Raw genomic sequence first — 17,337 nt, 5'->3', positions numbered from 1 at the left:
AACGGCAGTTGACGCCGTGCGCACCCCCGGGTGCCACCGACGAAGGGATCCGGACGACATGGGATTCGTGGACACCGCCCTCGACGAGGCCGGCCTGCTCAACCCGCACGTGCGGGAGTACGTCGCGCACTGGGCGGAGGTGACCGGCGCGGCGCGCATCGAGGTGGTGGACGCCGCCGACGACGCGCGGCTCGTCGCGGAGGCCCTCGAGGCCGGCGAGCTGCTGCCCGCGGGCGAGGGTCGGTACTACTCGCGCAGCTACCACAAGGACACCGCGCGCTCCGAGGAGCGGACGATCGTCGCGACCAACGACGAGCGCCACAAGGGCGAGTACAACAACTGGCGCCCCGCCGCCGAGATGCGCGAGCTGCTGACGTCGAAGATGCGTGGCCAGCTCGAGGGCAAGACGATGTACGTCGTCCCCTACCTCATGGCGCCGCAGGGCTCCCCGCTGGAGAAGTACGCCGCGGGCGTCGAGCTCACCGACACGCGCACCGTCGTGCTCCACATGATCCGGATGGCCCGCGTGGGCGTCTCCTACATCAACGACCTCGCCGAGCCCGACAGCTTCGTGCGCGCCGTGCACGTCGCCGGCGACCTGCCGAACCTCGGCCAGGGCACGGCGGACGACCAGCGCTACTTCGTGACGATCGCCGACGAGCGCACGATCCTGCACTACGGCTCGTCCTACGGCGGCAACGCGCTCCTCGGCAAGATCGCCCACGGCCTCCGCCAGGCCGCCTTCGACGGCTTCGCCTCGGGCGAGTTCCTCTCCGAGCAGTTCCTGCTGCTGGGCATCACGGACAAGCAGACCGGCGAGAAGCACCACGTCGTCGGTGGCTTCCCGAGCGCGTCCGGCAAGACCAACCTGGCGATGACCCTGGCCCCCGAGGCGCTGGGCGACCGCTACCACGTCGAGTTCTACGGCGACGACATCGCCTGGATCTGGCCCGGTGAGGACGGCCGCCTCTACGCCTTCAACCCCGAGGGTGGCGTCTTCGGCGTCGCGAAGGACACCAACGAGCTGACCAACCCGACCGCGCTGCACTCGGTCGACGAGGGCTCGGGTGCGATCTTCACCAACGTCGCCTACAACCCGGACACGCAGGAGGTCTGGTGGGAGGGCAAGACGCCCCAGCCGCCGGCCGACGTCACGGGCTGGGAGGACTGGAAGGGCGACAAGATCGCCGACCGGTCGGAGTCCGAGAAGGACGCCCCGTGGGCCCACCCGAACAGCCGCTTCACGACCGCGCTGAGCCAGGTGCCGAACGTCGCGCCGGACTACGACGACCCGGCCGGCGTGCCCGTCGACGCGATCATCTTCGGCGGCCGCACGCGTGACCGCGAGCCGCTGGTGCGGGCGTTCCACGACGTCGCCGAGGGCGTGTACGACGGGCTGACGCTCGGCGCCGAGGCCACGTTCGCCGCCGAGGGCGTCGAGGGCCAGCTGCGCTACGACCCCATGTCTATGCGCCCGTTCATGTCCTACGCCGAGGCCGACTACGCGGCGCACTGGCTCAAGATCGTCGGGGCCGCCTCGAAGCCGCCCATCTTCGCGCACGTCAACTGGTTCCAGCGCGACGCCGAGGACGGCCACTTCCTGTGGCCCGGCTACCGCGAGAACCTGCGGGCGCTCCTCTGGCTGATCCAGCTGCGCAAGGGCGAGGTCGAGGGCCGGCCCACGCCGGTCGGCATCCTCCCCACGCGCGAGGAGCTCGACCTGACCGGGCTCGACCTCCCCGAGGCCGACCTCGAGCGGCTCCTCGACATCGACGTCGAGCGGTGGCGCCAGGAGATGGGCTTCCGCCAGACGCACCTCGAGCTCTTCGAGGGTCTGCCCGAGGAGATCTGGGTGGCCCACCGTCGGGTGGCCGCCGCCCTCGACGAGGCCTGAGGCACCACCCCGGGCGTCCCGCCCGAGCAGCACCCGGCAGCGCCCTCAGCCCTGCAGTCGCGGCGTACCGCACTGCAGGGCGGGGGCGCTGTTGAGCGACAGGCGCGACCCCGCGATCTCGGCCCCCGCGAGGCCGAGGATCGGCGTGACGATGCCGCTGAGGATGCTGGTGGGCCGGGACGCGTCGAAGTAGGCCCGGGCCGACCCGTCGACGGCCGACTGGGCGAGGGCGTTCTTCTCGCTGGTCGTCAGCGCGACGCCGCCGACGTTGAGGCCCGCGACGTACTTGTGCGCCGTGACCGACGCGGTGCCGACGACGGTCGCGGAGTCGATGGTGACGCCGCCGGTGCTCGTCGTGTACGGCGTGTCGAAGCTCTGCGGCGGCACCTCGACCGTGAAGGAGCTGCGGCGCGAGGAGCCGATGGTCGCCGTGATGTCGATCGTCGCGTTCACCTCGACCCGCGTCTCGCTGAGCGACGGCAGGGCCAGCAGCTTCAGCTGGGTCTGCAGGACGGTGCGGACGTTGGTGCGCAGCGTGACCTTGACGAGCCCGTTCTCCACCGTGAAGGTCGCCTTCTGCGGGCTGCCGCAGCGCAGCTCCGTCAGGGTCGAGACCGTCGGTGCGACCCCCACGTCGAGGCTCACGTAGTTCGGCTGGTTGACCGTCAACGACGCCGGCGCGGCCAGGATCCCGGGGATGCCCGGCACGACGATCGACGTGACCACCGGGTTGAGCGAGGTGTCGACGTGCACCCCGAGCTGCTGGGTGTCGGTCGCGCGGGCCGTGGTGTGGGCCTCTCCCGGTCGCCCGCAGTACTGCCGTGCCCCCTGGATCAGCCGGATCGCCAGGCCGGTGTTGGTGACGCCGGGGGCGAGGCTCCCGATGTAGACGTTCATGAGGTTCTCGCCGTTGACGAGGTACATGGAGCCCGCCACCAGGTCGAGCAGGTCGTAGGTCGCGCCCACCACCGAACCGGAGCCGGACGAGACCCCGATGATCCGGCCCACCTGCAGGTCGATGCTCTGGGTGAGCGTCCACGAGCGGAGCTGGTTGAGGATCGTGACCTGGGTGCCGCTCGTGCCCGCCGGCAGCGCGTTGACCAGCGCCAGGTAGTAGTCGCGGGCCTTCACCGTCGCCGTCGCGAGCTCGTTGACCGACCCGAGGCCCAGGTTGGCGGCGAGCTTGTCGAGCGAGACGGCGACGCCCGCGAGCCCCGTGTAGTCGGCCGCCGACAGCGTGGCGTTGCTCTGGCCGATCCGGCGGAGCACCGGGTTGAGGAGCAGGGAGTTCCCCGACCGCACCATCGCCGCGTAGGAGCCCAGCCGGTAGCAGGCCGACGAGGTCGCGCCGGCGACCGCCGCGCGGGTCGCGGGCCCGTCGCCGCCCGTGATGGGGTAGCGCACCTGCGAGCGGGCGGTCACCCGCACCGCCGTCGGGGACGTCGCGGCGTCGGCGGCGGTGAACGCCCGGAACTGCCCCTGGAGCGTGACCTCGCCGACCTCCCACGTCACCCGCGTCCCGTCGCCGACGGCGTCGTCGTTGCGGGCCACCGACTGGTCCCGCGCGGCGTCCATGACGGCCCCGAGCTGCGCGGCCGTCCGGCCGTCGAGGTTGCGGGCGAGGTCGAGCGCGACCACGTCGGCGACGGCCTGCAGGTCGGAGCGCAGGACACGCTGCAGCCCGAGGTCGGTGACGAAGGCCGCGGCGGCGACGACGACCGCGATCATGACGGCGACGAAGACCGCGACGCTGCCGCGCTCGTCACGGCGGTGCTGGTGGTGGCGGTGCTGGTGGTGGCGCATCCGAGATCCCTCCCGCGGCCCGGGGTCGGCGACGGGGGAACCGCCGGGCCGGGTCGCGACGAGGACCCATCGGCGCGGGGGGACCGCGGTTGAGCAGAATCCCCGCGCTCGGTCCGTGAGCCACCGTTCGGGGTCGTAACAATCACCCGACAGACTGAGCGCATGACGAGCGAGAAGACGCTGGCCTCCGTGGACGACCTCCTCGAGGCCGACCGCCGCGAGCCCGACGCCGCCCTCTTCGCCGGTGGCGTGGGGTCCGAGCCGCAGCACGCGGCCCTGCGCGCCTCGGTGCGCCAGCTGACGACGTTGCTGGGCGAGTCGCTGACGCGCCACGAGGGTCCCGACCTGCTGGCGCTCGTCGAGAAGGTACGGCGCCTGGCCCGGCAACCCTCGGACGCCGAGCTCCACGCGCTGCTCGCCGACGTGGATCCCGCGACGGCGGTCGTGCTGGCGCGGGCGTTCGCGGCGTACTTCCAGCTGGTCAACACCACCGAGCAGCTGCACCGCCTGCGGGAGCTCGACGCGGGCGAGGAGGGGCCGTTCGCGGCGACGCTCGGCCGGGTGGGCGAGGCGCTCGCGGACGGCACCCTCACGCGGGACGAGCTCGTCGACCTACTGGGCCGGGTGGAGTACCGCCCCGTGTTCACGGCGCACCCGACGGAGGCCTCGCGCCGCACCGTCCTGCGCCTGCTCCGCAAGGTCGCGGAGGTCGTGACGACGGCCGAGCAGCCCGGCCGTCCCGCCACCCACCGCGCCGCCGACGAGCGACGGCTCGCCGAGCTGGTGGACCTGCTGTGGCAGACCGACGAGCTGCGCGTCGTGCGCCCCGAGCCGGGCGACGAGGCGCGCACGGCCGTCTACTACCTGCGGTCGATCGCCGCGGAGGTGGTGCCCGAGCTGCTGGGCGAGCTCGACCGGGCGCTGGCGACGCTCGACGTCGAGCTCCCGGCGACGGCGCGCCCGCTGCGGTTCGGCACGTGGGCGGGCGGCGACCGCGACGGCAACCCCAACGTGACGCCCGCGGTGACGCTGGAGATCCTCGCCCTCCAGCACGCGGCGGGGCTCGCCGAGCTCGTCGAGGCCGTCGACGAGGTGCTGACCGAGATGACCGCCTCCACCCGGGTGGTGACCCCCTCCGCGGCGCTCGCGGAGAGCCTGGAGCGCGACGCGGCCGCCCTCCCCGTCACGTGGAGCACGGTGCGGCGGCTCAACGCGGAGGAGCCCTACCGCGTGAAGCTGACGTTCGTGAAGGTGCGCCTGCAGCGCACCCGCGACCGGCTGCGCGCGGGCACGCCCCACGAGCCCGACCGTGACTACCTGTCGGTGGACGAGCTCGTCGCCGACCTGTGCCTCGTGCGCGACTCGATGCTCGCCTCCGGCGACACCCTCACCGGGGACGGCGCGATCCTGCGGCTGATCCGCACCGCGGTCACCTTCGGCGCCGGGCTGGCGACGATGGACGTGCGGGAGCACTCGGGCAAGGCGCACGCCGCCCTGGCGGAGCTCTACGGGCGCACGGGCGAGCTCCCGACGCCGTACGACGAGCTGGAGCGCCCCGAGCGCATCGCCCTGCTGGCGCGCGAGCTCGCGTCGTCCCGACCCCTCACGGGCGCCGGGGCGAGCGACCTCGGTGAGGCGGCGACGGCCTCCCTCGACCTCGTGCGCACCATCCGCACGGCGCTCGACACCTACGGCGACGGGGTCGTCGAGACCTACATCGTGTCGATGACCCACGACGTGGACGACCTGTGGGCCGTGGTCGTGCTGGCCCGCGAGGTCGGGCTCGTCGACCTGGGCTCCGCCGACCGTCCCGCGCGGGCCCGGATCGGCTTCGCGCCCCTCTTCGAGACGGTCGCCGAGCTCGAGAACGCGGGACCGCTGCTGGAGGCGCTGCTGGAGGAGCCGTCGTACCGGCGCCTCGTGGCCGCCCGCGGCGACGTCCAGGAGATCATGCTCGGCTACTCCGACTCGTCGAAGGACGCGGGCATCGCGGCGTCGCAGTGGCAGATCCACCGGGCGCAGCGGGCGCTGCGCGACGTGGCGGCGCGGCACGGGGTGACCCTGCGGTTGTTCCACGGGCGCGGCGGCTCGGTGGGCCGCGGCGGCGGGCCCACGGCCGAGGCGATCATGAGCCAGCCCTACGGGTCGCTGACCGGCGCGATCAAGGTGACGGAGCAGGGCGAGGTCATCTCGGACAAGTACGCGCTGCCGGGCCTCGGCCGCCGCAACCTCGAGGGGGCGCTCGCCGCCGTCGTCGAGGCCACCCTGCTGCACCGCCGCTCGCAGCTCCCGGCGGACCTCCTGGAGACCTGGAACGACACGATGGACGTCGTCGCCTCGGCCGGCCAGACGACCTACCGCGGCCTCGTGCGCGACCCTGGTCTCGTGCCGTTCTTCGTCGCCGCGACGCCGGTCGACGAGCTGGGCCGCATGAACATCGGCTCCCGCCCCGCGAAGCGCCCCGGCGGCGCGGGCGGTCTCGACGACCTCCGCGCGATCCCGTGGGTGTTCGGCTGGACCCAGACGCGGATGATCCTGCCGGGCTGGTTCGGGGTCGGCTCGGGCCTGCAGGCGGCGCTCGACGCCGGGCGGGCGGGCACGCTGCGGGAGATGTACGGCTCCTGGGCCTTCTTCCGCACCTTCCTCTCGAACGTGCAGATGACCCTGGCGAAGACGGACCTCGACATCGCGGCGGAGTACGTCGCGGCGCTCGTGCCCGCCGAGCACCACGGGCTGTTCGAGCTCGTGCGGGAGGAGCACGCGCGCACGATCGCGAACGTGCTCGAGGTGACCGGCCAGACGTCGCTGCTGGAGCACGCCCCCGTGCTGCGGCGGACGCTGGCGCTCCGCGACTCCTACCTGACCCCGCTGCACGCGCTGCAGGTCGCGTTGCTCCGGCGCGTCCGGGAGACGCCGGAGGGCGCCGAGCCCGACCCGCAGGTGCAGCGGGCGCTGCTGCTCACCATCAACGGCATCGCGGCGGGACTGCGGAACACGGGGTGACCGCTCCCGGCCCGCGGCGTGGGTCCTAGGGTGCGGCCATGCTCGCCACGACCCGCGACGGTGCCGTCTCGCTGCTCACCCTCCAGCGCCCCGAGCGCCGGAACGCGCTGAACCTCGACCTCTGCCGCGCCATCGACGCGGCGGCCCGCGCCGAGGTGGAGGCCGGCGCACGGGTGCTCGTGCTGACCGGCGAGGGCACGTCGTTCTGCTCGGGCGCCGACCTCGGGGGCGTGTACGGCGCGGAGTTCCTCGACGCGCTCTACGGCATGCTCCACGGGCTCACGCGCCTCCCCGTGCCGGTCGTGGCGGCGGTCAACGGACCCGCCATCGGCGCGGGGACGCAGCTCGCGCTGGCCTCCGACCTGCGGGTCGCGGACGTCTCGGCGCGGTTCGGCGTGCCGACGGCGCGCAACGGCATGGCCGTCGACGCGTGGACGATGCGCACCCTGCAGACGGTCGCCGGCGGCGGGGTGGCCCGACGGCTGATGCTCGCCGCCGAGACGGTCGACCGCGACGAGGCGCTGCACTGCGGGCTCGCCGACCGTGCCGGGACCCTCGACGACGCCCTGGCCTGGGCCGCCGAGATCGCGACCCTGGCCCCGCTGACCCTGGCCCACAACAAGCTGGTGCTCAACGGCGGCAGCGACGCGGACGTCGACCGCACCTTCGCCGCGTGCTGGGCGAGCGAGGACGTGCGCGAGGCCGCCGTCGCGCGGACCGAGAAGCGCGCGCCGGTGTTCCGGGGGGTCTGAGCCCTTCTTCTCCGGGTCGTGGTGCGAGGCCGTCGGTTTTCGGGGGTCTGGCACCACGACCGGGGGGCCGGTTCAGCGCAGCGGCACGAGCACGCGCTCGAGCCGACCCTGGGCGAGAGTGAGCACCTCGATGCCGTCCGGGCGCGAGAACAGCGCCACCGGTTCGAGGTAGCGTCGATCCTCGGCAGTCGGGTGGGCTGGCTGCTCGACGCGGGCGCCGTCCGCGACACGGACGGTGACGAGACGAGGCTTCTTGTCGATGCCGGGGTGGGCGACATATGCCAGCGTCCTGCCGTCGGACGACAGCAGGGGACCGATGGTGAAGGAGCGGGCCCGGACGATGTCGCCCCCCAGCCAGCGGTAGGTGCTGGTGGAGATGTCCGCCACTACCACGTTGACGTCGAGCGCCCCGGACGGGGCGCCCTGGACCTCGTTGCCCTCGGTGAGGAAGGCAATTCGATCACCGGTGGCGTCGATGGACGGGTCGGTCGAGGGGAAGTGCCCCGGGTCCCCCGACGGGGTCTGCGAGACGAGCACCTCAGCTCCGGTCTCGACGTCGAATCGGAACACCTGGTAGACCCACCGGGTCGAGGTCTGTCCCCACGGGATCGGGACCTCGGCGTCGTAGGCGACGAACCGGCCATTACCGGAGATCGCAGAGTTCCACGCAGCACGGCGAGCGACCGTCAGCTCGCCGGTGGGGAGGTCGACCACGGACAGGTACGGCGACCAGGTCGTCCGCTCCTCGTTGAAGAACCACCCGCGGAAGGCCACCCGCGTGCCGTCCGCGCTCAATGAGGGACGCTCGGCGCGCTCTGGCCACGCGACGTCCCCGCGCCTGGTGATCGTGCGCGAGACCCCACTGCCGATGTCGTGAACGACGAGAGCCTGGGTGGATTCGTGGCCGACGGGCTGCTGCTGCGCGACGGTGGGCGACTCCGTCACGAAGGCGACCGTCGAGCCGTCCGCGCTGACGGTGGGTGTCATCGACCAGCCGCTCGGGGCTCCGTCCCCATCGCCGGACAGCAGGCGAGTCTCTCCCGTCGCCCGGAGGTGGACGTAGACCTGCCCAGGAGCCCGCGAGCCGTCCGGACGGGTGGGCTGACCTGAGAAGACCACGACGGAGCCGTCACCGCTCGTCGCGTAGGACGACACCTGTTCGACAACGGACAGGAAGGAGTCGTCCTCCGCTGGCGGGACGTACCGCGTCAGGTTGATGGTGGCTGACACGGCAGTCCCCGCGCCGCCCTGGGGCCGCGAGACCGCGCGCAGGACCACGGGACCGGTGCCCTCCGGCACCACGACCGCCGGGAACGCCCGACCTGCGGTCGACTGGGGGAGGGACGCGACGCGCGTCCACCGACCCGCGTCGAGACGCTCGAGGTCGACGAAGCGTCCCGCCCGCGTCGGCGTCACCTGCACCCTCGTCGTCACGGACTGGCCGGCCACGACAGGCGCCGTCGTCGAGCTCAGCGTCAACGTCTGAAGTACTGGGGTGACCGTCACGACGGGCGAGTAGCGGGCCGGGTACGTCGTGCGACCGACCTTGTGGGCGGGAACGAACACGCGGAGCCGTGTCGGTGCGGCCGCCTTGAAGGAGAACGTGTACCGCCCGTCGTTCAGCGACCTCGCGAGGAACAGCGTCACCCAGGCTCGCCCGTTCCACCGCTGCGGGTAGACCTTGGTAGCAGCCTTGACCCCGATGCCCCCCGCCAGGTGAGAGGTCTCTCCGACGATCGGCACCGGGGTGGTCAGCCGCAGCGAGACGGCAGCGGGAGCGGCCTGGGCCGGCGGAGCGGTCACCTGCACGGCGGCCACGAGTCCAAGGGCCACGGCCAGGACGAGGCGTACGGCGTTCTTCAGCACGAGGCACGAGCCTAGGGATCTCGCGGCCGCACCGCAGCGGAACTCGTCACCACCTCGATCACGCCCGCCCCACCCCGGTCGTGGTGCGCGACCTGCGGAAACCCGGGGCCGGGCACCACGACCGGGGAGAGCGATCAGGCCCGACGCGGGAACTGCGTGAAGTCGGGCTTCCGCTTCGCCTTGAACGCCTCGCGGCCCTCCTGCGCCTCGGGCTGGCCGTAGAAGAGCAGGTTGGCGTCGTGGGCCAGCTGCTGGATGCCGGCGTAGCCGTCCTCGTGGGCGTTGAACGACAGCTTCGAGAGGCGCAGCGCCCAGGGCGAGAGCTCGAGCATCTCGCGGCACCACTTGAGGGTCTCGGCCTCGAGGTCGGCGAGGGGTACGACGGTGTTGACGAGGCCCATCTCGAGGGCGGTGGCCGCGTCGTACTGGCGGCAGAGGAACCAGATCTCCTTCGCCTTCTTCGGGCCGACGAGGTCCGCGAGGATGCTGGCGCCGTAGCCGCCGTCGAACGAGCCGACCTTCGGGCCGACCTGGCCGAAGCGGGCGTTGTCGGCGGCGATGGTGAGGTCGGCGACGAGGTGGAGCACGTGGCCGCCGCCGATCGCCCAGCCGGCGACCGAGGCCACGATCGGCTTCGGGCAGCGGCGCATCTGCACGTGCAGGTCGGTGACGTGGAAGCGGCCGGTGGCGCCCTCGTGGGTCTTGTAGCCCGAGTCGCCGCGCACGCGCTGGTCGCCGCCGGAGCAGAACGCCTTGCCGCCCTCGCCGGTGAGGATGATGACGCCGATGCGCTCGTCCTCGCGCGCGACGTCGAGCGCGTGCGAGATGTCGATGAGCGTCTGGGGGCGGAACGCGTTGTGCACCTCGGGACGGTTGATCGAGATCTTGGCGATCCCGTCGTCGGTCGTGGAGAAGATGATGTCCTCGTAGTCGCCCGCGGTGGTCCAGGTCGTGTCGTCGCTCATAGCAGTCATTGTGACCGGGTGCGCCATGTCAAGGGAACTTGACTCTGGTCGGGGCGGGGTCCTAGCGTTCGATGTCAAGGATGTTTGACGCGAGGGGGGCTCATGGAGCGGATGACGCTCGAGACGAAGGTGCGCTCGGTGCTCACGGTGGTGGTGCTGGTGGCGATCGGCGCCGTCTACACGTGGAAGTGGGAGACCACCGCACCCATCGTCGTCATCGCGGCCAGCCTGGCCGGTTTCCTCGGCGGCCTCTACCGCCGACGTCGGAAGCCGCAGCCCGGCCCGGCCGACATCGAGGCCGACTGGAGCCGGCGCGTCCAAGCCGGCACCTTCCTCGACACCATGCAGTTCTTCCTGCCCACCCTGGTCCTGGTCTCGATCGCCGTCGGCTGGGCGCACGAGGCCGCACCGTTCGTCTACATGACCGGCCTCACCGTGCTCGCCGGCATCGACTACGGCCTGCGCTACTGGCTGATCCGCACGAGGGAGCAGTGACCTGATGCGCAACCACATCGCCGAGCACCGCACCTGGCGCGGCTGGACCCAGCAGGACCTGGCGCAGCAGCTGGGCGTCTCGCGCCAGACGATCATCTCGATCGAGCGGGGCCGTCACGATCCCGCGCTGGCGCTGGCCTTCCGGCTGGCGGCGCTGTTCGAGACATCGGTCGACGCCCTGTTCGAGCCGGACGCGGGGAACGCCGGCGACTGAGGCCCCGCCGGGGGTCGCGAAGTGTGCGGCCGGGACGGCTCCCGTCCGGTCCGGACGGCACCAAGCGCACAGTTCCGCACCCCTGCGCCGCGCCGTACGACCCACCTCGACGCCCACGCCGCGCCGTACGACCCACCTCGACGCCCACGCCGCGCCGTACGACCCACCTCGACGCCCACGCCGCGCCGTACGACCCACCTCGACGCCCACGCCGCGCCGTACGACCCACCTCGACGTCACCCCCCGCGGACCACCTCCGACTCGGGCACCGGCTCGAGCGCCGACAGCCGCGGGTAGCGCACCACCCCCCACACCAGCGCCCCGGCGAGGCTGACGAGCAGCGCGCCCGCGGCGAGGCGGAGCGCCCACTCGACGCCCGCCGTACCGGCCACCACGCCCGCCGCCGCCGCCCCCAGCGGGCTGCCGCCCCACGCGATCATGCGGGCGGTGGTGTTGACGCGCCCCTGGAGCGCGTCGGGGGTGACGACCTGGCGCACGACGATGCCGTTGACGATGAGCGTCGTCGACGCCAGGTGGAAGCAGGCGAGGAGCACGAGGGCGAGCACGAGCGACGTCGTCGCCGACAGGGCACCCACCGCGACGGCCGCGACCGCGAACCCGCACGTCGTGATGAGGCCGACGCCGACCCGCTGCTGCAGCCGCGGCAGCGCGAGGCTGGCGACGAACGTGCCCAGCGCCCCCGCCGCGAACAGCCACCCGACGGCCGCGTCCTCCGCCCCCAGCCCGAGCCGCTCGACCCCGATCACGACGACGAGGCCCGCCACCGCGCCGCCGGCGAGGCTGCACCCGATCCCGAGCAGCGTCAGCGCGCGCACCACGGGCTGCCCGAGCACGAACCGCAGGCCCTCGAGGATGTCGGCGCCGAGGCGCGTACGGCGCTCCCCACCTCCCGCGGCCGCGCCCGGTCGCGTCTCGCTCCCCTCCCAGCGGAGCCGCGCGAGCACGAGCGCGGCGACGAGGTGGGCCGTCGCGTCGAGGCCGATGACGAGCGACGCGGGCAGGGTGGCGACGAGCACGCCGGCGACGACGGGCCCGGCCACGCTGATGGCCGTGCCGACGGTGACGAGCAGCGACGTGGCCGACGCGACCCGCTCCCGCCCGACCATCTGCGGCACCACCCCGAAGGACGCGGCGTCGGCGAACACGAAGAGCGCCCCCACGAGCAGCCCGGTCGCGAGCAGCTGGGGGTAGGTCAGCACGCCCAGGGCGTCCGCCACGGGGAGGGCGGCGAGCAGGAGGGCGACGCCCAGCGACGTACCCACGAGCACCCGCCGCCGGTGCCACCGGTCGACGAGCGCCCCGGCCGGCAGGCCGAGCAGCAGGTAGGGCAGCGTCTCCGCGGCCGCCATCAGCGCGGTGAGGGTCGCGCTGCCGGTGAGGCGGTAGACGAGCACCGGCAGGGCGACGAGCGTCAGCGCGCCGCCCGCCATGGCGAGGGCGCGGACGGCGAGGTAGGTCCGGTACGCCGGGACGTCCCAGGCGCTCACCGAGGGCGCACTCACAGGCTGGCTCCTCACAGGCTGGGCGGGGGCAGCAGGAGCAGCTGGCCGGGGTCGGTGACGTCGACCCGCCGTCCGTGCCGGTTCGGCGTGGTGGCAGCGACCTCGGCCCACCGCGGCAACCCGTAGTAGGCGAACGCGGCGGGCGCGTTGGGCACCAGTCCCCGCGCGCAGACCCGCGCGACCCGCAGCGGGGTGAGCGCCACGTCCGGCGTCGTCAGGTCGCAGACCACGACCTCGTGCCCGGCGGCGGCGAGCGCCGACCGCATCCCCGCCTCGGTCCCGACCGGCAGCGCGTCGATGCCGACCGTCTCCCCCGGGTCGGTGAAGCGCGGCCCGAGCTGCGCCTGCACCCGCGGGTCGAGCCACACCTGCGCCTGCGCGCCGAGGTCGCGCACGTGCTCCTGCGCCGACCCCGCGGCGTCGAGGTAGGAGCGGTCCGCCCGGTGCTCGAGGTAGAGACCCCGCGACAGCACCCCCGCGTCCATCGACCCGAAGACCCAGCCGTCGGCGTCGAGGAGACCGCGGGTGAAGACCCAGCTGTGCACCGCCTCGAGCACCGCCTTCGTGGCCGTCTCGACCGGGTCGAGCTTGGCCGAGAAGCCGCCGGCGGCGATGCCCGTGACGGGGTCGCGCACGAGGGCCGCGACGACCGGCACACCGAACCACGACGGCAGCTCCAGCAGGTGCACCTGCAGCCGCGACCCGGCGAGGTGGTCCGCGAGCCCCGGCACGCTCGCGACGTCGATCCCGCGGGCCGGCAGGTCGAGGTGCCACCACAGCGACAGGGAGTCGCGCTCGACCAGCTCCAGCAGCCCGCGCCGCGCGGCGTCGTCGAGCCCCTGGCCGGTGGCGATCCCCGCGTAGTTGAGGTGGTGCAGGAACGGGTCGCCCCGCCGCTCGCCGGTGCGCCAGTTGAGGTGCACCCACGACGCCGGGACGAGAACCTCGCCCCCACCGTCGCCCGTGCCCGCGACCCACGCGATCTCGACGTCGTCGGTGAACCGGGCGTAGGGGAACCCCGCCCGCGCGTGCTGCCAGTCCGCGAACCAGCGCAGGTCGTCGGGGCCGAGCAGCCGCCGCCCCTCGGCGCGCAGCTCGGCCGCGCTCGCCCGCCGGAGACCGGCGGGCACGTAGTTGCCGCAGTAGCGCTCCACCGCCTCCCCGATCGCCGCGACCCGGGCGCCCTCGAGGTCGCCGAAGGTCGTGCCGAGCGACACGAGGTCGCTCGGCCAGGCGCCGTGGGTGCGGGAGTCGGCGACGGCGGCGGTCAGGCCGACGTACGCCGCGGGCATGCCGTCCAGCCGGTCCACCGGGTGCAGCTCGCGGACGAGTCCCAGGAGCGGGTCGACGAGGTCGTCGAGGGCGAGCGGCGGGACGGGGGACGCGGTCAGTGCTGCGGCCATGGGGCGACCTCCAGGTCGACGTGGCGGACGGTGCGGACGTGCGGGGCGCCCGAGCGGGCGGGCGCGGTGCGGGGGAACGCGTCGGCGGCGACGACGAGCACGTGGTCGTCGGTGGGGTCGAGGACCACCGGCCCCAGCGTCACGCGCGGCCCGGCCGCGGCGCCGTGGGCGAGCTCCTCGAGCGCGGGCCCCCCGGCCCCCCGCGCCCGGCGCGCGAGCGCGACGCACCAGGGGCCGCCGGCCGGCGCGTCACCCGCGACGTACGCCGCGACGTCGGCCACGAGCGCCCGCCCACCTCCCGGGCGCGGCAGGTCGACGGGGAGGAGGAGCCGGTCGGGACGGCCGCGCGGGTCGAGCGCCCGCGTGCCGAAGGGCGGCGACGGGACGGGGTGGGCCGGGTCGACACGGAGGGCGCCGCCCGGGATCCGGCGACGGAGCGGGGTGCCGGGGCGGAGCGAGCGCGTCCCGTCGCCGACGACGGCGCCGGTCGGTGGCGCGCCGTCGACCAGCAGGTCCAGCCACGCCAGCACGCGGTCGGCCCGACGGGCGCCGCGCAGGTCGTGGCCCCAGGGACCGAGCACGAGGTGGGCCGGGCCGCCCCAGGCGCGGGCGAGGTCGACGGTGTCGTGGGCGAAGTGGTCGTGGAGGCCGCCGACCGCCAGCAGCGGCACGTGCTGCCGGGCGGCGAGCGCGGCGCGGGCGGCGTCGGTGCGGGTCGCGTCCACGACGCGCTCCCAGTCACCGAGGTCGGCGTGCTCGGACCACCAGCCGAGGCGCGAGGCGAGCTGGAAGGCGCCGCCGCGGGTCCACGCGGTCTCGCCGAGCCCCAGCGCGGGCACCGCGACGGACACGGCGTCGGGGCCGTCGGTGGGCGCCGCGCCCCGCCTCTCGAGGGTGGCCAGCGTGGCGAGGGCGCAGTGCGCGCCGTACGACGTGCCGTGGAGCACGACCGGACCCCGCACCCACGACTGGCGGCGGGTCCAGGCGAGGAGGTCGGCGCCGTCGGGGCCCTCGCCCGCGTAGGGCGTGAACCGACCCGGCGAGCCGTGACGGCCCCGCACGTCCTGGAGCACGAGCGCGACGCCCCGCCGCGCCCAGCCCACGCCCTCGGGGGCGTGGCCGACCGCGTCGTACGGCGTCCGCGCGACGAGCACGCCGCGGGGCGGGGCCGTCGGGACGCCAGACGTACGTCGCGAGCCCGCCCACCTCGTGCCGCTCGGCGTGCACGGTGGGTCCGGGTGCGGCGGCGAGCGTCATCGGGGCGGGGTCGGCACGGGCAGGACGGGGCGGCGCGCGACCGCGAGCGTGCGGAGGTCGATCGTGGTGGCGAGGTAGGCGTCGCGGGAGGCGTTCTCCCCCGGCCCGTCCGCCCGGTCGAGCGCCTCGCTGGCCAGGGTGTGGGCGACGAGCTCGACGGCGCGGGGCGAGGGCGTCGTGGAGGCGGCGACGACGGTCGGGGCGACCTCGGCGGCCGGGGCGACCTCGTCGAGGCGGCGGTGGTGACCGGCGGCGCGCCAGCGGGCGACGACGTCGGCGAGGGGTACGGCGCGGGGGGCGACGACGACGTGCCCCTCGGCGGACCACGCCTCGACGCTGGCGGTCCGCGGGGCCGTGACCTCGATGCGGAGCCGGTCCCCGGCGGCCTGCTCCACCGCTGCCCCCATCCGGCGCAGCGCGGCGGCGGTGGCGTCGGCGAGCGGTCCGGTGCCGTGCACCCGCGCAGTCGGGGTGGTCGTGGGCCGCAGGTGCCCGGCGGCGCCGAGGGCCTCGTACGCCGCGGCCGCGGTCGGCGTGCGCGGGCGACGGTCGGCGACGAGCGCGCGCCGCAGCTCGTCGGCCTCGGCGGGCGGGAGGTGCACGGCGTGGAGGGTGCCGTCCGCGGTGCGCAGCAGGTCGCCGTCGGCGGTGCGGTGGAGCCGGACCCCGGGGGCCAGCCGCGGCGCGGTGAGGACGGTCATGGGGGCTCCCGGGCGTGGGTGGGTCGACAGGTCGGGTCGGGTCGGGGTCGGATCGGAGGGTGCTGCCCGCGCGCCGCAGGAGAGGTGCGGCGCGCGGGCAGCGGGTCAGACGAGGTCAGACGAGGTCAGCGGTCGCCCTCGGCCTCGACGGTCTCGACCTCGTCGAACGGGTTCTCGACGAGCGCGTTGCTGTGACCGGCGGAGTGCGTCGCCAGGGCGGCGCGGGCGGGGACGGGGCTGAAGAACTCGTTCATCTGCTGCTCCTTCGCATCGGTGTGGTGCGGGCCCCCAGCGGGCCCGCATGAGGATCACACCATTTCTGAGAATGATTCTCAAGAGCGGGTGGTCAGTGCTCGATGCCGAGCTCGTCCTCGACCTGGTCGAGCACGATGCCGAGCGAGATCGTGCCGCGGCCGGTCGCCCACACGGACGCCTCGACCTCGACGACCCGGTCGTCGCGAGCGGCCGTCAGCTGCGCCCACTGGGGGTCGCTGGCGAGACGCTCCGACAGCGGCTCGGAGTCGCTCGAGGCCGAGAACGCCTGCGCGAAGACGACGTCGGGGTCCACGGCGGCGATCTGCTCGACGGCGACGGTGGCGAACGGGTCGGCGCCCGCCTCCCACGGGTAGTCGCTCACCTCGGCCAGCAGCGAGCCCACCGGGGTCGCGACGGAGTCGACCCCCAGCGAGCCGGGCTCGCCGAACATCGAGAGCGTGGTCAGGTCCGAGCGGTGCTCGGCGGCCTGCTCGACCCGCTCCGTGAAGGCGTCGGCGGCCGCGTCGGCCTGCTCCGAGGTGCCGGTCAGGTCACCGACGGTCCGCAGGACGTCGAGGGACTCCTCCCACGAGGTCGGGTCGACGAGGTAGAGCGGCGCGATCTCCTCGACCGCCTCCCGCAGGCCGTCCTGGGCGCCGGCGAGTCCGATCACGAGGTCGGGAGCGGCGAGGGCGATGTCCTCGACGTTCTCCTCGCCGAAGCCGCCGGTGATCTCGCGCATGTCGGCGTCGGGCCCGGCGTACCGCTCGTCGAGCGCCAGCTGGTCGCGGTAGGCGACCGGCGTGATGCCCACCTCGGTGAGCGCATCGACGCAGATCATGGTGAGGCAGGCGATGCGCTCGGCGGGGGCGTCGAGGGTGACCTCCACGCCGGTGGCGTCGGTGGCGCTGACGGGGCCGGCCTCCGCCCCGCCCGACGACCCGGAGGCGGCGTCGGAGGAGTCGCTCGCACAGCCCCCGAGCACCCCCGCGCCGAGGGCGAGGACGCCGGCGACGGCGAGGCTCCGGGAGGGTCGGACGGGACGAGCGGAGCGGGTGGTGCGGGTGCGGCGTGACGGACGCGGGTTGCGCATGGGATCTCCTGTACGTGAGGATGGCGGCCAAATGATAATGGTTCCCATTCGCGGCGCAACACGGTCCCCGTCGCGCCCCGACGCTCCCCGTCGCGCAGCCCGGCTCGGGCTCC

General features: G+C 74.2%; 13 protein-coding genes and 1 pseudogene. 5 read left to right on the top strand and 9 right to left on the bottom strand.

The features are described 5' to 3' along the window. Positions 1-58: 58 nt before the first annotated feature. Complete coding sequence (locus QE405_RS18440) at positions 59-1,894, top strand: phosphoenolpyruvate carboxykinase (GTP) (protein WP_307203708.1); 1,836 nt, start codon at positions 59-61, stop codon at positions 1,892-1,894. Positions 1,895-1,939: 45 nt separating this feature from the next. Here QE405_RS18440 and QE405_RS18435 read toward each other — a convergent pair whose 3' ends face one another. Further along, positions 1,940-3,697: a pilus assembly protein TadG-related protein gene (locus QE405_RS18435; RefSeq protein WP_307203703.1), complete on the bottom strand. Its 1,758-nt coding sequence runs from the start codon at positions 3,695-3,697 to the stop codon at positions 1,940-1,942. A 162-nt stretch (positions 3,698-3,859) separates the two neighbouring features. Between QE405_RS18435 and ppc the strand changes: the two genes are divergently transcribed. Together ppc and QE405_RS18425 are read left to right on the top strand one after the other, a co-directional pair. Further along, positions 3,860-6,700, top strand: coding sequence for a phosphoenolpyruvate carboxylase (ppc, locus tag QE405_RS18430; protein WP_307203696.1), 2,841 nt, complete (start codon positions 3,860-3,862; stop codon positions 6,698-6,700). A gap of 38 nt (positions 6,701-6,738) precedes the next feature. Continuing rightward, positions 6,739-7,452, top strand: a complete 714-nt coding sequence (locus QE405_RS18425; protein ID WP_307203688.1) for an enoyl-CoA hydratase — start codon at positions 6,739-6,741, stop codon at positions 7,450-7,452. A 72-nt stretch (positions 7,453-7,524) separates the two neighbouring features. On the opposite strand, the gene QE405_RS18420 is transcribed toward QE405_RS18425, so the two are convergent. Both QE405_RS18420 and menB read right to left on the bottom strand, forming a co-directional pair. After that, positions 7,525-9,318: a hypothetical protein gene (locus QE405_RS18420; RefSeq protein WP_307203680.1), complete on the bottom strand. Its 1,794-nt coding sequence runs from the start codon at positions 9,316-9,318 to the stop codon at positions 7,525-7,527. A 134-nt stretch (positions 9,319-9,452) separates the two neighbouring features. Further along, on the bottom strand, positions 9,453-10,283 hold the full coding sequence (menB, locus tag QE405_RS18415) for a 1,4-dihydroxy-2-naphthoyl-CoA synthase (protein ID WP_307203675.1): 831 nt from the start codon (positions 10,281-10,283) through the stop codon (positions 9,453-9,455). 102 nt (positions 10,284-10,385) lie between these two features. Between menB and QE405_RS18410 the strand changes: the two genes are divergently transcribed. Together QE405_RS18410 and QE405_RS18405 are read left to right on the top strand one after the other, a co-directional pair. Beyond that, on the top strand, positions 10,386-10,778 hold the full coding sequence (locus QE405_RS18410) for a hypothetical protein (protein ID WP_307203669.1): 393 nt from the start codon (positions 10,386-10,388) through the stop codon (positions 10,776-10,778). 4 nt (positions 10,779-10,782) lie between these two features. Then, entirely contained in the window at positions 10,783-10,992 is a 210-nt protein-coding gene (locus QE405_RS18405) for a helix-turn-helix transcriptional regulator (RefSeq protein WP_307203667.1), read from the top strand. A 236-nt stretch (positions 10,993-11,228) separates the two neighbouring features. On the opposite strand, the gene QE405_RS18400 is transcribed toward QE405_RS18405, so the two are convergent. The 6 genes and pseudogenes from QE405_RS18400 to QE405_RS18375 all read right to left on the bottom strand — a co-directional run bounded on the left by QE405_RS18400 (position 11,229) and on the right by QE405_RS18375 (position 17,224). Then, positions 11,229-12,515, bottom strand: a complete 1,287-nt coding sequence (locus QE405_RS18400; RefSeq protein WP_307203660.1) for an MFS transporter — start codon at positions 12,513-12,515, stop codon at positions 11,229-11,231. A gap of 11 nt (positions 12,516-12,526) precedes the next feature. Continuing rightward, the gene (locus tag QE405_RS18395; RefSeq protein WP_307203648.1) at positions 12,527-13,918 is read right to left on the bottom strand and encodes a YcaO-like family protein; all 1,392 of its coding nucleotides are present in this window, start codon (positions 13,916-13,918) and stop codon (positions 12,527-12,529) included. Continuing rightward, a pseudogene (locus QE405_RS18390) lies at positions 13,903-15,075 on the bottom strand (CocE/NonD family hydrolase); the annotation flags it as partial. The pseudogene QE405_RS18390 and the gene QE405_RS18395, both read right to left, overlap by 16 nt. A gap of 96 nt (positions 15,076-15,171) precedes the next feature. Further along, on the bottom strand, positions 15,172-15,876 hold the full coding sequence (locus QE405_RS18385) for a hypothetical protein (protein ID WP_307203642.1): 705 nt from the start codon (positions 15,874-15,876) through the stop codon (positions 15,172-15,174). A 125-nt stretch (positions 15,877-16,001) separates the two neighbouring features. Then, on the bottom strand, positions 16,002-16,130 hold the full coding sequence (gene amiA / locus QE405_RS18380) for a streptamidine family RiPP (RefSeq protein ID WP_307203636.1): 129 nt from the start codon (positions 16,128-16,130) through the stop codon (positions 16,002-16,004). A 92-nt stretch (positions 16,131-16,222) separates the two neighbouring features. Next, positions 16,223-17,224 (bottom strand): ABC transporter substrate-binding protein, encoded by a 1,002-nt coding sequence (locus QE405_RS18375; RefSeq protein WP_307203629.1) that lies wholly within the window; start codon positions 17,222-17,224, stop codon positions 16,223-16,225. Positions 17,225-17,337: the final 113 nt, after the last annotated feature.

This window comes from Nocardioides zeae, from assembly GCF_030818655.1.
GTDB classification, from domain to species: Bacteria; Actinomycetota; Actinomycetes; order Propionibacteriales; family Nocardioidaceae; genus Nocardioides; species Nocardioides zeae_A.
Note: the sequence above shows the minus strand (reverse complement) of the source record. Positions and strands in the feature narration are given on the sequence as shown.